This window comes from Gordonia heveisoli, assembly GCF_030315745.1.
In the GTDB taxonomy this organism is placed as follows: domain Bacteria; phylum Actinomycetota; class Actinomycetes; order Mycobacteriales; family Mycobacteriaceae; genus Gordonia.
This window is the reverse complement of sequence record NZ_JASXSH010000029.1, coordinates 20,966-36,981: the sequence shown is the minus strand read 5'-3', so window position 1 is coordinate 36,981 and position 16,016 is coordinate 20,966. Positions and strand designations below refer to the sequence as shown.

General features: G+C 66.0%; 22 protein-coding genes. 9 read left to right on the top strand and 13 right to left on the bottom strand.

The genetic code is table 11. The features are described from left to right. Window positions 1–90: 90 nt before the first annotated feature. Complete coding sequence (locus QSJ18_RS19015; RefSeq protein ID WP_286328212.1) at window positions 91–456, bottom strand: Rv2640c family ArsR-like transcriptional regulator; 366 nt, start codon at window positions 454–456, stop codon at window positions 91–93. Window positions 457–556: 100 nt separating this feature from the next. Between QSJ18_RS19015 and QSJ18_RS19010 the strand changes: the two genes are divergently transcribed. After that, window positions 557–1,030 carry an ArsI/CadI family heavy metal resistance metalloenzyme gene (locus QSJ18_RS19010; protein WP_286328211.1) on the top strand — a complete coding sequence of 158 codons (474 nt, stop codon included), beginning with the start codon at window positions 557–559 and terminating at the stop codon, window positions 1,028–1,030. Between the two features lie 153 nt (window positions 1,031–1,183). Here the strand turns inward: QSJ18_RS19010 and QSJ18_RS19005 are convergent, their stop codons facing one another. From QSJ18_RS19005 to QSJ18_RS18995, 3 genes are read right to left on the bottom strand one after another with little or no spacing between them, the layout of a single operon-like run. Next, a complete protein-coding gene (locus QSJ18_RS19005; RefSeq protein WP_286328210.1) occupies window positions 1,184–1,591 on the bottom strand; it encodes an arsenate-mycothiol transferase ArsC in 408 nt (135 codons plus the stop codon). Further along, on the bottom strand, window positions 1,584–2,672 hold the full coding sequence (gene arsB, locus QSJ18_RS19000) for an ACR3 family arsenite efflux transporter (RefSeq protein ID WP_286328209.1): 1,089 nt from the start codon (window positions 2,670–2,672) through the stop codon (window positions 1,584–1,586). Before arsB ends, QSJ18_RS19005 begins: the two co-directional genes overlap by 8 nt. Further along, window positions 2,669–2,992: an ArsR/SmtB family transcription factor gene (locus QSJ18_RS18995; protein ID WP_286328216.1), complete on the bottom strand. Its 324-nt coding sequence runs from the start codon at window positions 2,990–2,992 to the stop codon at window positions 2,669–2,671. Before QSJ18_RS18995 ends, arsB begins: the two co-directional genes overlap by 4 nt. Window positions 2,993–3,205: 213 nt before the next feature. Here QSJ18_RS18995 and QSJ18_RS18990 point away from each other — a divergent pair, with 213 nt between their 5' ends. Both QSJ18_RS18990 and QSJ18_RS18985 read left to right on the top strand, forming a co-directional pair. Then, entirely contained in the window at window positions 3,206–3,655 is a 450-nt protein-coding gene (locus tag QSJ18_RS18990) for a nitroreductase/quinone reductase family protein (protein ID WP_286328208.1), read from the top strand. 85 nt (window positions 3,656–3,740) lie between these two features. Further along, window positions 3,741–4,340 carry a GIY-YIG nuclease family protein gene (locus tag QSJ18_RS18985; RefSeq protein ID WP_286328207.1) on the top strand — a complete coding sequence of 200 codons (600 nt, stop codon included), beginning with the start codon at window positions 3,741–3,743 and terminating at the stop codon, window positions 4,338–4,340. A gap of 9 nt (window positions 4,341–4,349) precedes the next feature. Here QSJ18_RS18985 and QSJ18_RS18980 read toward each other — a convergent pair whose 3' ends face one another. After that, on the bottom strand, window positions 4,350–4,985 hold the full coding sequence (locus QSJ18_RS18980) for a trimeric intracellular cation channel family protein (protein ID WP_286328206.1): 636 nt from the start codon (window positions 4,983–4,985) through the stop codon (window positions 4,350–4,352). A 70-nt stretch (window positions 4,986–5,055) separates the two neighbouring features. Here QSJ18_RS18980 and QSJ18_RS18975 point away from each other — a divergent pair, with 70 nt between their 5' ends. Beyond that, window positions 5,056–6,318 carry an amidohydrolase gene (locus tag QSJ18_RS18975; protein WP_286328205.1) on the top strand — a complete coding sequence of 421 codons (1,263 nt, stop codon included), beginning with the start codon at window positions 5,056–5,058 and terminating at the stop codon, window positions 6,316–6,318. Between the two features lie 20 nt (window positions 6,319–6,338). Here the strand turns inward: QSJ18_RS18975 and QSJ18_RS18970 are convergent, their stop codons facing one another. Continuing rightward, window positions 6,339–7,004: a DNA alkylation repair protein gene (locus tag QSJ18_RS18970; protein ID WP_286328204.1), complete on the bottom strand. Its 666-nt coding sequence runs from the start codon at window positions 7,002–7,004 to the stop codon at window positions 6,339–6,341. Beyond that, window positions 7,001–7,669: a TetR/AcrR family transcriptional regulator gene (locus QSJ18_RS18965; protein ID WP_286328203.1), complete on the bottom strand. Its 669-nt coding sequence runs from the start codon at window positions 7,667–7,669 to the stop codon at window positions 7,001–7,003. The genes QSJ18_RS18970 and QSJ18_RS18965 overlap by 4 nt, the downstream gene beginning before the upstream one ends. A gap of 182 nt (window positions 7,670–7,851) precedes the next feature. On the opposite strand from QSJ18_RS18965, the gene QSJ18_RS18960 reads away from it, so the two are divergent. Continuing rightward, window positions 7,852–8,622 (top strand): thioesterase family protein, encoded by a 771-nt coding sequence (locus QSJ18_RS18960; RefSeq protein ID WP_286328202.1) that lies wholly within the window; start codon window positions 7,852–7,854, stop codon window positions 8,620–8,622. Window positions 8,623–8,762: 140 nt separating this feature from the next. Here the strand turns inward: QSJ18_RS18960 and QSJ18_RS18955 are convergent, their stop codons facing one another. Together QSJ18_RS18955 and QSJ18_RS18950 are read right to left on the bottom strand one after the other, a co-directional pair. Continuing rightward, on the bottom strand, window positions 8,763–9,452 hold the full coding sequence (locus tag QSJ18_RS18955) for a response regulator (protein WP_286328201.1): 690 nt from the start codon (window positions 9,450–9,452) through the stop codon (window positions 8,763–8,765). Then, window positions 9,452–10,603 (bottom strand): sensor histidine kinase, encoded by a 1,152-nt coding sequence (locus QSJ18_RS18950; protein ID WP_286328200.1) that lies wholly within the window; start codon window positions 10,601–10,603, stop codon window positions 9,452–9,454. The genes QSJ18_RS18955 and QSJ18_RS18950 overlap by 1 nt, the downstream gene beginning before the upstream one ends. A 179-nt stretch (window positions 10,604–10,782) precedes the next feature. On the opposite strand from QSJ18_RS18950, the gene QSJ18_RS18945 reads away from it, so the two are divergent. Next, window positions 10,783–11,406, top strand: coding sequence for a universal stress protein (locus QSJ18_RS18945; RefSeq protein ID WP_286328199.1), 624 nt, complete (start codon window positions 10,783–10,785; stop codon window positions 11,404–11,406). 13 nt (window positions 11,407–11,419) lie between these two features. On the opposite strand, the gene QSJ18_RS18940 is transcribed toward QSJ18_RS18945, so the two are convergent. After that, the gene (locus QSJ18_RS18940) at window positions 11,420–11,857 is read right to left on the bottom strand and encodes a VOC family protein (RefSeq protein ID WP_286328198.1); all 438 of its coding nucleotides are present in this window, start codon (window positions 11,855–11,857) and stop codon (window positions 11,420–11,422) included. A 128-nt stretch (window positions 11,858–11,985) separates the two neighbouring features. On the opposite strand from QSJ18_RS18940, the gene QSJ18_RS18935 reads away from it, so the two are divergent. Both QSJ18_RS18935 and QSJ18_RS18930 read left to right on the top strand, forming a co-directional pair. Beyond that, on the top strand, window positions 11,986–12,609 hold the full coding sequence (locus QSJ18_RS18935) for an FKBP-type peptidyl-prolyl cis-trans isomerase (protein ID WP_462476119.1): 624 nt from the start codon (window positions 11,986–11,988) through the stop codon (window positions 12,607–12,609). A 19-nt stretch (window positions 12,610–12,628) separates the two neighbouring features. Beyond that, entirely contained in the window at window positions 12,629–13,249 is a 621-nt protein-coding gene (locus QSJ18_RS18930) for a LysE family transporter (protein ID WP_286328196.1), read from the top strand. 48 nt (window positions 13,250–13,297) lie between these two features. On the opposite strand, the gene QSJ18_RS18925 is transcribed toward QSJ18_RS18930, so the two are convergent. Then, a complete protein-coding gene (locus QSJ18_RS18925; protein WP_286328195.1) occupies window positions 13,298–13,729 on the bottom strand; it encodes a PPOX class F420-dependent oxidoreductase in 432 nt (143 codons plus the stop codon). A 58-nt stretch (window positions 13,730–13,787) separates the two neighbouring features. On the opposite strand from QSJ18_RS18925, the gene QSJ18_RS18920 reads away from it, so the two are divergent. After that, window positions 13,788–14,342: a DUF4334 domain-containing protein gene (locus tag QSJ18_RS18920; protein WP_286328194.1), complete on the top strand. Its 555-nt coding sequence runs from the start codon at window positions 13,788–13,790 to the stop codon at window positions 14,340–14,342. Window positions 14,343–14,363: 21 nt separating this feature from the next. On the opposite strand, the gene QSJ18_RS18915 is transcribed toward QSJ18_RS18920, so the two are convergent. Together QSJ18_RS18915 and QSJ18_RS18910 are read right to left on the bottom strand one after the other, a co-directional pair. Continuing rightward, a complete protein-coding gene (locus tag QSJ18_RS18915) occupies window positions 14,364–15,020 on the bottom strand; it encodes a YoaK family protein (protein ID WP_286328193.1) in 657 nt (218 codons plus the stop codon). A gap of 69 nt (window positions 15,021–15,089) precedes the next feature. Then, window positions 15,090–15,875: a hypothetical protein gene (locus tag QSJ18_RS18910; RefSeq protein WP_286328192.1), complete on the bottom strand. Its 786-nt coding sequence runs from the start codon at window positions 15,873–15,875 to the stop codon at window positions 15,090–15,092. Between the last annotated feature and the right edge of the window lie 141 nt (window positions 15,876–16,016).

The following is a 16,016-nucleotide window of genomic DNA, read 5'->3' as shown; positions in this document are numbered from 1 at the left end:
GATCACGCGCCTTCGAAGCGATGGCTTCCATCCCGATGACCATAGTCGCCCGACCGGCCCGACATCGCCCGTCGTCAAACCGGCGCGACTTCAGCAGCAGCCGGTGCTCGATCCCAGTACGTCGCACAGCGCCTGCAGCGATTCCGCGCGCGCCCGGTAGTAGACATTCATGCCCCGCCTCTCCGGCACCACCATTCCAGCCTTTCGGAGCTGCCCCAGGTGGTGACTTGTGGTCGCCTCGGACAATCCGACCGCCGTGGCCAGATCGCACGTACAGACCCCCTCGCCAGACTCGTCGGTGAGCAGGATCGACACCAGTTTGATCCGCGCGGGGTCCGCCAATGCTTTGAGCCGCAGCGCAATCTCCAACGCAGCAGCATCTCCGAGCGGCGCGGCCGACACCGGCTCACAACAGATGGGCGCACTGATATCCAGTACGGGTAGAGACTTCGGCATGCCTCATCATAACCCTGGCACTTGACATATGTCGAAAAGGTGGCATTCTGCAAGTGGCCCGGTAATTCGACATATATCTCACAGGTAAAGGTGGTTGGTCATGTCCCGAATCCAGCTGGCACTCAACGTCGACAACCTCGATACAGCAATCGAGTTCTATTCCACGCTCTTCCACACCGCGCCGGCCAAACTCAAGCCCGGATATGCGAACTTCGTGATCGTCGAGCCGCCTCTGAAGCTGGTGCTCATGGAGAACCCCGGCCAGGGCGGAACGATCAATCACTTGGGCGTCGAGGTCGAATCAAGTGCTCAAGTCCACGCCGAGATCGCCCGCTTGTCCGACGCCGGCCTGTTCACCCAGGAGGAGATCAACACGACGTGTTGCTTCGCCACCCAGGACAAGGTGTGGGTGACCGGTCCCGCGAAGGAGAAGTGGGAGGTCTACACCGTGCTCTCCGACTCCGAGTCCTTCGGTCAAAGTCCGAATCTCCTGAAGGACAGCAATACCGAGACCAGCGCGGTCTGTTGTGGCGGCAGCAACGCCGACGACCCCGCGGCGTCGGCCTGCTGCTGATCCATTGGGGAGGTCGTTCTTCCCCCACTTTGGCGTTCGTCGTCGGGATGCAACTGGGCGAAGAACACACAAGTGGGGGAAGAACATTCGTCCCCCACTTTCGGTCAGCGGGTGGTGGCTGGGCGTGTCACCACCCCTCCGGTCGGCGAACCGTCAACCCAGTCGCTGCACGAGCGAGCGGATGCGGTCGGCGATGTCGTCGCGGATCAGCCGCATCCGCTCGATCCCGTCGATTCCGCGGTCGGAGGGCTCGCCGGTGCTCCATACCTCGACGTCGGTGCCGAGCGGTGCGGTGACCTCCGCCGGGCCGACCACGACCATCAGGTCGGCGGCTTGCATCAGTTCGTCGGTCAGTTGACGCGGGCGGTGGTCGATGACCGGGGCACCCACCTCGGCGAGTACCTGCGCCGACAACTCGTTGACCTGTCCACCGATCTTGGCGCTGGCGCCGGCCGACGACGCGGTGATCCGGTCGGTGATCGCCGAGGTCAAATATTCGGCCATCACGGATTTGCCGCGATTGCTCACGCAGACGAAGAGGACCCTGGTTGACTCAGGCATCGCGTACCGGTTCCTTCGGAGTGGTTGTGGTGGTGGTGAATCGACGACGCAGAGCCAACGACACATACACCAGGCCGACGAGTACCGGAACCTCGATCAGCGGTCCGATGACGCCGGCCAGCGCCTGACCGGAGGCCGCGCCGAACGTGGCGATGGCGACGGCGATGGCGAGTTCGAAGTTGTTGCCTGCCGCGGTGAACGCCAAGGTCGTCGTCCGCTGGTAGCCCAGCCCGAGCGCGGCACCGAGCAGTACACCACCGCCCCACATGACCGCGAAGTAGACGAGTAGCGGGATCGCGATACGCACGACTTCCCATGGCCGCGAGGTGATCTGATCACCTTGCAGCGCAAACAGGATCACGATGGTGAACAACAGACCGTAGAGCGCCCATGGACCCAGCCGGGGCAGAAAGGTCGTTTCGTACCAGTCACGACCTTTGGCCCGCTCGCCCACCTGGCGGGTCAGGTAGCCCGCGACGAGCGGTACGCCGAGAAAGATGAGGACGGACTTGGCGATCTGCCACGCGGACGTATCGATAGTGGTCTGCGCCAGCCCCAGCCAGCCCGGCAAGACCGACAGATAGAACCAGCCCAGCACACCGAACATGACCACCTGGAACACCGAGTTCACGGCGACCAGCACCGCCGCCGCTTCACGATCGCCGCATGCCAAGTCGTTCCAGATGATGACCATTGCGATACAGCGAGCCAGACCGACGATGATGAGGCCCGTCCGGTACTCGGGCAGATCCGGCAGCAACAGCCATGCCAAGGTGAACATCAACGCCGGTCCGACAACCCAATTCAACACCAGCGAACTGATCAACAGCCGACGGTTTCCGGTCACCGCCTCCAGGCGGTCGTACCGCACCTTCGCCAGCACCGGATACATCATCACCAGAAGACCGATGGCGATCGGCAACGAAATCCCGTCGATCTCAACCTTCGCCAGGTCTTCCCCCAGACCGGGCACCCCGCGGCCCAGTAGCAGTCCGACCACCATGGCAACGCCGATCCAGACGGGCAGGAACCGATCGAGCACCGATAGTCTTCCCGCGACGGCTGCATTCCCGACGTTCATCGGCCGTCCGCGCAGTCGTTCGGCTCCCCCACCACTGCGGCCAGCTCGGCCAACAGCTCCGACAATTGGGCGAGCAGCTCATTGTCGGCGCGGTAGTACACCCAGGTACCCCGGCGCTCACTCGTCACCAGACCGGCCTCTCGCAGCACCTTGAGGTGATGCGAGATCGTCGGCTGAGACAACGTGAACGGCGCCGAGATGTCGCAGACGCACGCCTCTCCGCCCGGGCGCGCCGCGACTTCCGACAGCAATTGCAGCCGCACGGGATCCGCAAGCGCCTTGAGTGCGGGCGCGAATCGCGCCGCATTCGTCGGCGTCATCCCCTGTTGGGCGCGGGCAACAGATCCCGCCTGTTTCGACATACATCAATATTGACACATATCGAATCACCGATGCACCCCCGGCACGACCACGATGTCGGATCAACGTCGCCCGCTCAGCGGCCGTGGCCTGGCTGCGGCCTGCTGAGACCTGGATGATGGGAGGAGCCGGGATTCATCCGCCCGGCCCACATCGACAGGAGGTACGAACACATGGGCTTCGACACCACCAAGGGAACCCGCGGTGCGCGACAACCCGGCACGATGATGCGGCTGGTGAACGCCATCGCGACCCCCCTCGTTCGCCGCAAAGGCAGTTTCGCCGGCACCGACGCCCTGGTCCTGACGACGATCGGCCGCAAGACAGGACAGAAGCGGGTCAACCCGGTCAACTGGTTTCCCGGCACCGACGGCAGCTGGCTGATTATCGCCTCGGCGGCCGGCGCGGCGTCGAATCCGGCGTGGTACTTCAACATCAAGGCCAATCCGGACAAGGTCCAGATCGACGTCGGCGGCAAGTCGATCCCGGTGCACGCCGAACAGCTGAGTGGCGACGATCGTGCCGACGCGTGGCGCCAGATCAGCAGCAAGCCCAACTTCGCCAAGTACCAGGAGAAGACCGACCGCGAACTGCCGATCATCCGCCTCACCGCGCAGTTGTGACCGCCGGACACCGCTGGAGGACATCTGACAGCCGGGAGCTGCCAGAATCGGGGTCGCCGGAGTGGATCGACGGAAGAATGACCCGTTGACAGATTCCCTGGCCGAGTACCTCGGTGCGACGCTGCACACCCGCGACGAGGTGCTGTCGCGGCCATGCCCGATCCCGGCGGCACGCGGTGTCTACGGGTGGTGGTTCGACGCCTTGCCATCCGGCGCGATCGACACCTCCAACTGCGAGAAGCGCGACGGTCTGACGCTTCTGTATGCCGGCATCAGTCCGAGCAGGCCGCCCGCCAATGGGACCGCGCCGAGCAAGCAGACAATTCGCACCCGGATCAAGAATCACTATCGCGGGAACGCGGCGGGATCGACGCTACGCCTCACCCTCGGCTGCCTGCTCGCCACCGAGTTGGGGATCGAATTGCAGCGCACCGCTTCGGGTAAGAAGCGCCACTTCCATCAGGGCGAGTCGATTCTCAGCGACTGGATGTCGGAGCACGCGTTCGTATCCTGGGTCGAGAACGCCGAGCCGTGGATCCTCGAGGACAACCTCATCGAGAACCTGGATCTGCCCCTCAATCTGGCAGGCAACCGGGAGCACCCGTTCTTCGCGACGCTCAGTCGAGCACGGGCCGACCTGGCCCGGCGAGCCGAGCAGGCGCCCACCTCAGGCAAGCTCCGATGAATAGGCGCACTACCCCGATCGGTCACTCCCCCACGGTCGGGGTGCGTGCAGGTCGAAGCGGACCCCGACCATCCTGACGACGAAACACAGCGATGCCGCACTCAACGCCGCGACGGTGCCGTGATGACCGAAGCTGTAGGTCGCGGCGGCACAGCCCGCAGCGATCAGTGCCGGGATTGCGTACAACTCGCTGCGGAGCACGGTCGGTACTTGCTGGATCATCACGTCACGAATGGTGCCACCTCCGACCGCGCTGATCGTGCCGACCATGATTGCTTGCACCACACCAAAATTCAGATCCAAGGCCTTGAAAGTGCCGAGCACGGCGAAGACGCTCAGTCCGACGGCGTCGAGCACGATGATCGGCATGCTCAACTTTTCCAGGCCGCGGCTCAGGACAAAGGCCAGTAGGCCGCCGGCCAATGCCACCGCAAGATAGCGCCAATCCAGGAAGGTCGCCGGCGGCAGCGCGTCGAGCAGGATGTCGCGGATCATCCCGCCGCCGAGCGCGGTGAACATACCCAGGGTCACCACGCCCACGATGTCGAGACGCACGAACCGGACGGCCGTCATCGCGCCGTTGAGTGCGAAGGCGAACGTGCCGACGAGGTCGAGGACCAGCAGCAGCGTCGAATGCGTCGACATGACACGAGATATACCGGACTTCGGCGGCATAGGCTTCCGAACGAGCGCCGGGACCGGCATGGTGGAGAGCATGACCGCTGACCCAACTGCCCGGATCCTCAGCACGATGCCCAACGTCGCAGAATGGCAGGCCGATCTCTATCGCGCCCTCCACGCCCATCCCGAGTTGTCACATCAGGAGTCCGACACCGCCCGAGTAGTCGCCGATCGCCTTCGTGGATGGGGCTTCGACGTGCATGAGCAGGTCGGCGGCACAGGTGTCGTCGGACTCCTGCGCAACGGCCCCGGGCCTGGTGTGCTCTTGCGCGCCGACATGGACGCTCTGCCGGTCGCCGAGGCCACTGGACTCGACTACGCGAGCACTGTTCGGGCGGTCGACGCCGACGGTCACGACGTTCCGGTCATGCACGCCTGCGGGCACGACGTCCACGTTTCCTGCCTACTGGGCGCCGCGCAGATCTTCGCCGAGGGACGCCCGCACTGGCACGGGACCGTCATCGCACTGTTTCAGCCTGCCGAGGAAACCTCCGACGGTGCGCGCGCCATGGTCGACGACGGTCTCGCCGGGAAATTGCCCCAAGTCGACGTGGCGTTGGCCCAGCACGTGCTTCCCGCACCTGCCGGACTGATCGCGACCCGTGCGGGCGCCACGCTGGCGTCGGCCGACAGCATACGAATCACCGTCTACGGTCGTGGTGCGCACGGATCCATGCCGCAGTCGGCGGTCGACCCGGTCGTCCTGGCCGCGATGATCGTCGTGCGATTACAGACCATCGTCGCGCGCGAGGTCGCCCCCGCCGAGTCCGCGGTGCTGACCATCGGGAGCATCACCGCGGGCACCAAGAGCAACGTGATTGCCGATCATGCGGTCCTACAGTTGAACATTCGCACGTACAGCGAGCAGACCCGACAGACCATCCTCGACGCCGTGCGCCGGATCGTCACCGCCGAATGCATGGCCTCGGATTCCCCGCGCCCACCCGAATTCGAACTCTTCGACCACTTTCCGCTGACCACCAACGATTCCGATGTGACCGCGCGGGTCGCCACCGCCCTCACCGCGCATTTCGGTGCGGCGGTGCGGGAGCTGCCCGCCCAGTCGGCGAGCGAGGACTTCAGCGAGATCCCGAACGCCCTCGGCGTGCCCTACACGTATTGGGGTATCGGCGGTATCGACCCGGCGGTCTATCAACGAGCGGTTGAGGAGAACCGCGTTGCCGTCGACATCCCGGTGAACCATTCGCCCGCATTTGCTCCGGTCATCACACCGACCCTCGCCGTCGGGACCGAAGCGCTCGTCGTGGCGGCCATGTCCTGGCTGGCTCCCGCCTGACCCGGCCGTCGCACCGCCGATCAGGATTGCGCGCGACGCACCATCTCCCCGACCCAGATCGGCACGTACGGCGAGGTGCAGCCGGGTGATGTCGGGTAGTCCCGGAAGACAGCGAGCCGCTCCCCGATCGCCAACACCCGCGCGCGGCGGGTCGGGTCGTGGATGCCGATCTGCCCCAGGCAGGTGTTCATCGCCCACTGCAGCCGCTCCGGTGCGTCCGCCATCTCCGCGGCGATGACATCGAGGAGCTGGTCGTGGTCGAGCTGGTCGCCGTCTTTGGTGACGAGATCGGCGGTCAGCGCCCACCCGGCGGCCGCAACGACCGGATCGGTGTCGGCGAGCCAGCGGAGGCGGAGTTCCTCGACCTGCGGATGCTTCTTGACCACGTAGGAGATGAGCCAGTCGTACACCTTCGGAACGCGACCGGCCCGCAGCATCGCGTCGAGCTGATCGGCCGTGAACGACTTCGGTTTACAGATCAGGATCGCCACCAGCCGCGCGGCGGTGTCGTCGGTGTCCCACAGCGCCGGCGCCAGCTCCGGCTGCTTCTTCAGCCCTTTGGCGACCGCCCGCAGCTTGCTGAGGTTCACCTCGTGATCGTCGCCGTGGCGTTGATTGATGGCACGCGCCTTGGGATCTCGAAGCGCGGCGAGTTCGGCGAGCACCTCCTGCACCGACGACGTCATATCCGCTCCGGCCCGGCGGTGCGCGCGAAGAGGCGCAACGCGGTGGTGACCACCAGTTCCCGAAGCTCTTCCGATCGTTGCTCGGACAGGTTGGGCCGCAGCCACAGCGACGACTGGTTGAGCACACCGTGCAGGCACTGCAGCGCGACATCGGCGTCCGGACAATCGAACTCCCCTGCGGCCAGCCCGGCGACGACCACCTCGCGGAAGATGGCGTCGTGCCGACGACGACTCCCCTTGATGATCTCGTCGAAACCCTCCGGCCACCGCCTCGGCCACGAAAAGACCATGGCGACCTCGGGTGACTCGACCGTGAGGATCCGCACCTGCTCGCCGATCAGGGCCGTCAGTTGCTCGGTGTAGGGCTGTTCGCGAACCTGGTCGAGACGTGCTTCCAGCCGGGTGTTGATCGCTACGGTCAACGCTTCCAGCACGGCTGCGACCAGTGCATCCTTCGAGACGAAGTAGTGATAGAGCGTCGCCTTCGCGATGTCGGTGCGTTCGGCGACATCCTCCAGACTCATGCCCTGGTAACCGTGCTCGGCGAGCAGGCCGGTGGCGGTGAGAACGATCTCGGCTTTTCGGCGGTCGCGGCGGCGTGACACCCGGCTCGACGTGACGAGACGCGCGCCCGAGATGCCGGCGGCGTTGTCCGTATCGGTCACTGATCACCACTTCCTACGCCGACCGCGATACGCCTCGTCGACGATCGACACCACCATACGACACGATCGACGCCGTCCCCATATCGACGCTACCAGCGCCGATTCGCAATCCTCGACCGATAGGTTGAATTTTCGCCCTGCCATTCGTATCGTCGTCTCACCTTTCCGATCAGGAGACCACCATGGCCTACTTCAAGCGCGTCGACGGCAGGTCGTTCCTGCCGACCGAGCATGTCAGCGGCGCATGGGACATCAACACCCAGCACATCGCCCCGGCACTCGGGTTGCTTGCTCACGTGGTGGAAAGCGACTTCCACGACCGTCGCCCGGACGACACGCTGCTGCTCGGCCGACTGTCCTTCGACATCCTTGGGACCCTCCCGATGGATGTCTTCGACATCGAGGTCGCTGTCGTCCGGCCCGGACGCACCATCGAACTCGTCGAAGCGACGTTGAGCCATGCCGGTCGTGCCGGAGTTCGGCTGCGCGCCTGGTTCATCCAAGCCACCGACACCCCGGTCGGAGCAGGAAGCGGATGGGCGCCGCTACCCGCTCCCGAAACCATGCCCGGCTGGGATGCGACGACGATGTGGCCCGGCGGATTCATCGCATCGGTACAAGTCCATCGCGACCACGAGCAGCCCGGCCGCGCGCGATTCTGGGTGCGTACCGACGAGGCCATCCTCGACGACGAGGAGATCAGCCCACTGGCCCGAGCCGCCGGCCTGTTCGACATCGCCAACGGAATGGCCGTCCGCGTGCACCCGCAGGACGCCAACTTCCCGAACATCGACCTGACCGCACACCTGTTCCGCCACCCCGACGGCGATGGGGTCGGCTTCGACACCACGGTGTCCTTCGGACCGCAGGGCATCGGGGTGACCGCCAGCGTCCTGCACGACGCCACCGGCCCGTTCGGGACACTCGCCCAATCGCTCACGATCCGCGCCTGAGGCGGACCGAAGAGAATCCTCGGTTGCGTGTGTAACGCCGCCGAACGCCGTGCCGATGTAGTGGTTGGCTCCGGACCGATCCGCCCGAACCCCCGACCCGGCTGATCGGCCGGAGCCAACCCATGACCACGACCAGAACGTCAGCGCCCACCCGCCGTGGGTTGCACGAGCCCGTGGTCGAATGCCCAGATGATCGCGGCCGCCCGATCGCGCAGATCCAGTTTCGTGAAGATGTGGTTGACGTGGCTCTTCACCGTGACCTCGGAAATATGCAACTCCGCGGCGATCTCGCCGTTCGTCCGGCCCCGCGCCATCGCGCGCAGGACATCGATCTCGCGCTCGGTCAGCTTGTGGTTCGCGGCCGGCATCGTCGCCGGTGCGGCACGCCGAAAACCCTGTAGGACACGCCCGGTCACCGCCGGATCCAGGTATGCGCCGTCACGGACCACCGCCCGAACCGCCCAGATCAGGGTCTCCGCCGGCGAATCCTTGAGAATGAACCCGGCCGCACCCGCACGCAATGCCGCCGACAGCAACTGATCGTCATCGAAGGTGGTCAGCACCAATACCGGTGGCGGCGCCGACATCTTGCGAACCGCGGCGGTCGCGACGATGCCGTCCACTCGGCGCATCCGCAGATCCATCAACACGACATCCGGACGCGTCACCGTCACGGCCTCGACGACCTCACCGCCGTCCCCGCATTCACCGACGATCTCGAAGCCGTCCTTCACCCGCAGGATGCGACGGAGGCCGGTGCGCACGAGTTCCTGGTCGTCGACGAGAAGAACCCGGGTCGGCGCGGCGTCCGTCACCACATGCAGTGACATCAGCCAACCGCCTTCGTGGTCGCATGTTCGGCCGGGAACACCGCGGTCACCACCCAGGTGTCGGAGGTGACAACGGTGTCCACGAAGCCACCGAGCAGTTGAGCACGCTGCTTCATTCCCCCGATCCCCGATCCCCCGTCCTTGATGCGCATTTTCCCGTCACATGGATTCTCCACGCGCAGAACGATATCCGACCCGGCGATGAGTTCGACGCTGGCCGACGGCCAGCCCGCGTGTTTGACCACATTCGCGAGCGATTCCTGCGTGATCCGGTAGAGCGCGGATCCGATGGCGCCGGGAATGGTGTCCGGATCGCCGGTGACGTCCAGTGAGACGTCGATGCCTGCCTTCCGATACTCGGCCACGAGTTTGTCGATGTCGGCGGCGTCCGGTGTCGGCGCGGCCGATTCGTCGTCGGATCCCAGCACCTTGACTATGTAGCGGATCTCAGTCATCGCCTGCCGCCCGAGCCTCTCGGCGTCCGCGAGCGCCTCCATCGCCTCGTCGGTCGCGCCCTCTTCCAGTGCGCGGCGCGCTCCGGTCACATTGAGTACGGTGATCGACAGCGAGTGGGCGATCACGTCGTGTACCTCGCGGGCGATGCGACGCCGCTCATCACCTGCAGCCCGGTCCGCGCGCGCCCGCTGCGCACCGACTTCGTTCTCCGCCAAGCGCTTCTGGCTCAGCACCATGTAACCGACCAGCCAGCCGATCGAGATCGCCAGCACATACGCGGGCCATGCGTCGAGATGGTCGAGCTGACCGGCGACGACCACCAACGCCACCGAGACCCCGGACAGGGCCAGTCCCAGTCGAAGCGACTCCATCGCCGAAGCGATCGCCGCGTTCAGCACGAGCAGCATCGGAGCGAAATCGATCGGGACCGGATCTCCGAGGAAGAGCGCGGTGGCCAGCATGGCGAACACCGCACACGGGATGGAGCTCAACGTGACGAGATCCACCACGAGCGAGACCGCCCCGACCGTCGCACCGAGCAGTGCCCAGAACGGCGGCTCCAGCGGCAATCGCTGAACCACTGCGATCACGGTGACCGCAACCAGCGAGATGAACATCACCACCGGATACAGCGGCGGATAGCCACCACCCACCATCTCGATGCGCCGCAACAGTTTCGCGTCCAACCCGCTCACCTATACCAGGATAGGTCGGATCCGACGGCAATCATCCACCCTTGCGCGGAACCACACCTCCACCCCCGGGTGGATCACGGATCAATCCCTCGTCCGAAGATCGCCCGCACGTCCGGCAATAGCGTCGAAGAGGTCAGATCAACGCACCCGCCACCCACCCAAACGACGAGGTGAGAGAGATGTTCCTCCGCAATCCGTTCGGAGACGAACCAGCGACCGCCGGCCCGATCACCGCCGACATCCCCACCGGGCGACTGATCGTCGGCTTCGACGACACAGACACGTCCCGACGCATCCTGAATGCCATTCCGCATCTGGCCGAAGCCGGCGGTGGAGTCATCCTGGCGACCGCGACCAGCACACCCCGTCCGCCGGGGACCAGGACCGGACCACCGAGGGCCGGCTCCCCATGGTCGAGCGTCACGGGCAGGGCTGCCCTTGCCACCGCGCTCCACGATGACGCCTACCTGCTGTCCGATCGAGCCATCACCGACGAACTACTTCGGCGGGGTCGTGAGGCGATGCCCGCGGGCTATCACGGCCAGGTCGATTCGATTGCCCGCGTGGGCAATCCACTACGAGTGCTGAGGCGCCTGGCCACCGACACCGAGGCCACCGCAGTGCTCGTCGGCATGACTGGAGATCGGCCGGGCCCCCTCGCACGCCGATTGGCCCGGACCCTGCCATCCTCGGTGTCGCTGATCGTGACCGATGGCCGCCGACTGATCCGGCCGGCCACACGCGCAGCGGCGTCCTCGTCATTTCCCGGGCTGCGGGTGGCCCACCCGCAGCCCGCGGGCTGACGCCCTGTCGGGCTCAGTCGAGGCAGAACTCGTTGCCCTCTGGATCGGCCAGGACGATGTGGCCCGCCTCCATCGGTGGTCGGGGTTCGAAACGCTCCACCCGTGCCGCACCGAGCCCGACCAACCGCGTCGCCTCGGCCTCGAGCGCCGCCATGCGGTCCGCGCCCTCGAGACCGGGTGCGGCCCGGACATCGAGGTGCACACGGTTCTTCGCCGTCTTACCCTCCGGGACACGTTGAAAGAACACCCGCGGCCCACGACCGTCCGGGTCGACGATCGCCGACGCGGAGTTCCATTGCTCCGGCGGTACACCGAAAGCCTTCAGGGCGTCCTCCCAGGTCGCGAAGTCGCCGGGCGGATCCTGCAACCGGTAGCCGAGCACTTCTGCCCAGAACGCCGACAAGGCGCCCGGGTCGGCGCAGTCGAAGGTGACCTGTAGTTCGCGAGTCATTTTCCTGATCCTCTCGGGTCATCGCTCGACCGACGGGAGTGTCGGCCCCACCACCGTCTCGCCAATTACGGACAGTTTCGGTCCGTGTTCAACAGTCCGACATTGATTCGGTAGCGTTTGGCGTCATGATGCTTCGTCGCGCAGCGCTGGTCCCGATCGCCGTAGTCATGATGGCAGGCCTCGCCGCCTGCGGATCCGATTCCGACGACAGCAGTGCGTCCCCAACCGACGAGACCACCGTCGCCACCGAGGCGACAGGCACCCAGACGACTGGCACCGAGACCCCGGATACCTCGTCGTGCCCCACCGAGGCATCGGACGGCAGCGGCCCGAAGTGGACCCTCGACGGCACCTCGGGCAAGGTCCAGGTCACCGGGTCCACCGCCAAGACCGCACCGAAGATCGAGGTCACCGCTCCGTTCGCCATCGGGCAGACCACGGTGCACACCCTGGCCGAAGGCTCCGGCCCGGTCGTTGCCGAGACCGCCACCGTCCTGGTCTGCTACGAAGGCGTCAATGGACGCACGGGCAAAGAATTCGACAGCAGCTATCAGACCGGGCAGCCCATCGACTTCCCGCTCAACGGCGTCATCCCCGGCTTCAGCAAGGCCATTGCCGGACAGAAGGTCGGCTCGACCGTCGCGGTCGCGATGACCAGTGCCGACGGGTACGCCGAGGGCAACCCGAGCGCCGGCATCGAGCGCGGGGACACGCTGATCTTCGAGATCCGCATCCTCGCAGCACAGGGCTGACACCCCCGGATCGTCTGCGGTGCTGATCTCGACCTGGGCAGCACTGCTCTCGACGTGCCTGGTGCTCAGCTTCACTCCGGGCGCAGGCGCCATCAACACCATGACGAATTCGATCAACGTCGGGTTCGTCCGGTCCATCTGGGGCATCCTCGGCCAGCAGGCCGCACTGCTCATCCAGCTGGCGATCGTCGCGGCCGGGCTGGGTGTGGTGATCTCCCAGTCGCCGGCGGCCTTCGCCGTCATCCGCTATGCGGGCGCCGCATACCTGCTCTATCTGGGTGTTCGGCTGTTTCGCCGTCCCGCCGACACCTCCGACGACACGACGCTGGCGCTCGCCGCCGAACCCTGGTGGTCGATGTTCGGGCGCGGCATCTGGGTCAATCTGCTCAACCCGAAGGCGATCGTCTTCCTCCTCGCCCTCATCCCCGGATTCGTCCGGGCCGACGCGACATTGAGCACGCAGTACCTGATCATCGGAGCGACCATCGTCGTCGTCGACATCGCGGTGATGTGGCTCTTCTTCGCCCTGGTGGCGCGCGGCTTGGACCGCACCACCCGCAACGAACGTCGGCAGCGCAACCTGAACCGCGTCTTCGGGAGCCTCTTCATCGGCGTAGGCGTCATGCTTGCCCTGCTCTGACCGGCAGCACTCGGACCAGCAACGCCCTCGCTGGTGGCGGACCGCTGGTCAGCGAAGCTTGGCGCCGTATACGTGCGTGACCCGCAAGGTCATCAGCACCCGACGGTCGGCGACCATCACCGAGCGATACTCCTCCCAGTCGGGATGCTCGCCCGCCGCCCTGCGGTAGTAGTCGACCAGCGCATCGACCTCCGGGCCATGGGGATCGGTGCCGGGGCCGGCCAGGCTCACCGTGCCCTCGGCCGTCGCCCACGAGTACCCGTCCGGACCGGTCACCTCCAGCGCCGCGCGCGGCTCGCGCCGCAGGTTCGCGGTCTTGGCACGTCCCTCGGTCATCGACACGAGAATCTCGTCGTGGGCCCGATCGTAGAACTGTGTGACCGGGGAGAGTTGCGGTAATCCGTTGCCACGAATGGTGGCCAGGACACCGATCCTGGTCGTGGCGAGGAGGTCTCGAGGATCGAAGCTGTTGTCTGCCATGTTCACCTGCAACCCACCGCGGGGCCTGGTGTATTCCACGTCACGTACGATCACGACCATGCAGCTCGCCGATCTCCTCCCCTCCGTGCCGACCACCACCGCGCAGGCGCTCGCCGTCTACGACGCCGGGGAGGCCGTCGCGCCGGAGTTCATGATCGGCACCTGGCACGGCGCGGAGGTGCCGACCGGTCATCCGATCGACGGCCTCCTCGCGGCGAGCGGCTGGTGGGGCAAGCAATTCGTCGACGCCGAAACCGTCCACCCCCTACTGTTCCCGTCACCGGACGGAACGTCGCTGTGGCCGATGAATCCGGCGCTGGCATTCCGCGGCGTCAGTGCGGCAAATCTGGTGCCGCAGTTGAAGAACCACTCCTATATCCGTGCCGTCGGCGCCACTCGTCTGATCACGCGGGCACGGTCGTCGAAGGCGCGGCTACGAACCACCCGCTATCGCGGCGTCGACTCGGCGACCATGTCCTACGACCAACTCCCGATCAACGACGTCTTCCGAAAGATCTCCGACGACACGGTCATGGGGGCGATGGATCTCAAGGGATCCGACGACCCCTACTTCTTCGTTCTCCATCGCGACGATTCACGGCCAGTGCGCTGATCGCGGCCGAACCCGGAAGTCTCATTGCCGCGCAGCGCGGGAAAGCCGTCGTCGCCGAACGATTTCCACGACGACAGTGACAGCAACCGCCAGACCGAATGCCACCCAGATCGCGGCCAGCTCAAGCCACCGATAGGTCAGTGCGCCCAGCACCGCACCGACGGCAAGGCTCAGCCACAGGCTCAGGTAGCGAAGCCACAGCCAGCGAGGTCCCCCACATAGCGCGTCGACCAGTCGCTGGCCCGCCTTGACCAGCGTCCCGGTCATATAGGTCAGGCCGACCGAGACCTCGCCGTTGCGCTGGAAGACCGAGTTCATCGCACCCATCGTGACGGCCAAGATCAGCATTGCCGCGGTCCCTGCGCCGACCGAACCCACCAGGGCTGCGCACAGCAGGGACGTACTGATCGCACTCAACAGCAGCGGACGTGCGTGCTCAGCCCGCGCCACCACCGCACCGATCATCACGCCGACGAAGAAGCAGCCGATGATCCCGCCCGCCTTGCCGACGGCAACCCAATCCGTGTGCGCGGCCTCGGCGGCGAAGCGGGTCGTATTGCCGCTCATGAACGACAGGAAGTAGCCACCCAGATGGACGAATCCGACAGCGTCGACGAACCCGGCCAGTCCGGCCAGCACCGTCGCCAGGAGTAACTCGGACCGCCGGATAGCTTGCACCGACGGGACACTACGCGGTCATCGTCGGCACTGCGCGATCGTGGGAGGCGACGAACGAGGGAACGCCCCTCAGCGATCGAACTCCGCCCGCACACGGTGCGCCTCGGCCGAGCGCAGCACGCAGTCCCGATGGTCGGCTTTCGCCTCCTGGTGTTCTTCCTGCGCGGCGTTCAGGGCGCGACGGGCAAAGCGCATCTCACCCTCCAGTCGGCTGAGTTCGGCACGCAACCCGGTCAACCGATCATCCAGCGCGGCGACCGTCGCGCTCGCATCCTCGAGTGCTGCGGCCGCATCATTCAGTCGCCGATGAGCGGCATCCTGTGCCGCGTCGGCCGCCGACACCTCGGCGTCTGCACCGGTACGCAGGTCGACGTCAGACTCGTCGGCCGTCTCCGCACCGACCTCTCCGACCTCCGTGTCCGCAGTCTCCGTCAGGTCGGGCACCACGAACACCCCGGCCGGTCCGAAGCCGCTGTATTCGGCGGCCGCGACCAACCGGCCGCGTCGGATCACCTCCGCCACGCCTTCGTCGGCGATGGCCGCGCGCAACGAGGACACCACCTCTCGGCCTGCCGACTCCGACAATCGGACGCCGCGACCGGCGGCGAGCGCGACGACGGCGGCAGCGGCCCGGGTCACCGCCTCCTGACGCCTGCCCGACAGCTCCCGCAGTGCGTCGACGGCACCACGACGCTGCGCGGCGACCAGCGCCGCACCGAGCCCCAGCAGTTCCTCGACGCCGTCACGATCAGACCGCACCCATTGGTTGATCGCCCATGCCGACTGTGTCGGTCGCCGCAACCGGCCGATCTCGGCGGCCATCTCCCGGTTACCGGCAGCACGCTCAGACTTCACCAATTCACCTCTGCGCGAAACGAATTGCGCAGCATCAAGGCCGTAGAGTTCATCGATGAACTCGCCTGGGTCCACAGCGCCCACCTCACCCGGCTCGATTGTCGACTCGTGGGCGATCGTAGTCGTTACGCCCGTGGCACT

Excerpts from the sequence above, each read along its gene's own strand:
- QSJ18_RS18925 (WP_286328195.1), bottom strand. The coding sequence starts at position 13,729 with ATGGCAGACAACAGCTTCGATCCTCGAGACCTCCTCGCCACGACCAGG.
- QSJ18_RS18940 (WP_286328198.1), bottom strand. The coding sequence starts at position 11,857 with ATGACTCGCGAACTACAGGTCACCTTCGACTGCGCCGACCCGGGCGCC.
- QSJ18_RS19015 (WP_286328212.1), bottom strand. The coding sequence starts at position 456 with ATGCCGAAGTCTCTACCCGTACTGGATATCAGTGCGCCCATCTGTTGT.
- QSJ18_RS19010 (WP_286328211.1), top strand. The coding sequence starts at position 557 with ATGTCCCGAATCCAGCTGGCACTCAACGTCGACAACCTCGATACAGCA.
- arsB (WP_286328209.1), bottom strand. The coding sequence starts at position 2,672 with ATGAACGTCGGGAATGCAGCCGTCGCGGGAAGACTATCGGTGCTCGAT.
- QSJ18_RS18975 (WP_286328205.1), top strand. The coding sequence starts at position 5,056 with ATGACCGCTGACCCAACTGCCCGGATCCTCAGCACGATGCCCAACGTC.
- QSJ18_RS18980 (WP_286328206.1), bottom strand. The coding sequence starts at position 4,985 with ATGTCGACGCATTCGACGCTGCTGCTGGTCCTCGACCTCGTCGGCACG.
- QSJ18_RS18990 (WP_286328208.1), top strand. The coding sequence starts at position 3,206 with ATGGGCTTCGACACCACCAAGGGAACCCGCGGTGCGCGACAACCCGGC.
- QSJ18_RS19005 (WP_286328210.1), bottom strand. The coding sequence starts at position 1,591 with ATGCCTGAGTCAACCAGGGTCCTCTTCGTCTGCGTGAGCAATCGCGGC.
- QSJ18_RS18920 (WP_286328194.1), top strand. The coding sequence starts at position 13,788 with ATGCAGCTCGCCGATCTCCTCCCCTCCGTGCCGACCACCACCGCGCAG.
- QSJ18_RS18970 (WP_286328204.1), bottom strand. The coding sequence starts at position 7,004 with ATGACGTCGTCGGTGCAGGAGGTGCTCGCCGAACTCGCCGCGCTTCGA.
- QSJ18_RS18935 (WP_462476119.1), top strand. The coding sequence starts at position 11,986 with ATGCTTCGTCGCGCAGCGCTGGTCCCGATCGCCGTAGTCATGATGGCA.
- QSJ18_RS18955 (WP_286328201.1), bottom strand. The coding sequence starts at position 9,452 with ATGTCACTGCATGTGGTGACGGACGCCGCGCCGACCCGGGTTCTTCTC.
- QSJ18_RS18960 (WP_286328202.1), top strand. The coding sequence starts at position 7,852 with ATGGCCTACTTCAAGCGCGTCGACGGCAGGTCGTTCCTGCCGACCGAG.
- QSJ18_RS18945 (WP_286328199.1), top strand. The coding sequence starts at position 10,783 with ATGTTCCTCCGCAATCCGTTCGGAGACGAACCAGCGACCGCCGGCCCG.
- QSJ18_RS18995 (WP_286328216.1), bottom strand. The coding sequence starts at position 2,992 with ATGACGCCGACGAATGCGGCGCGATTCGCGCCCGCACTCAAGGCGCTT.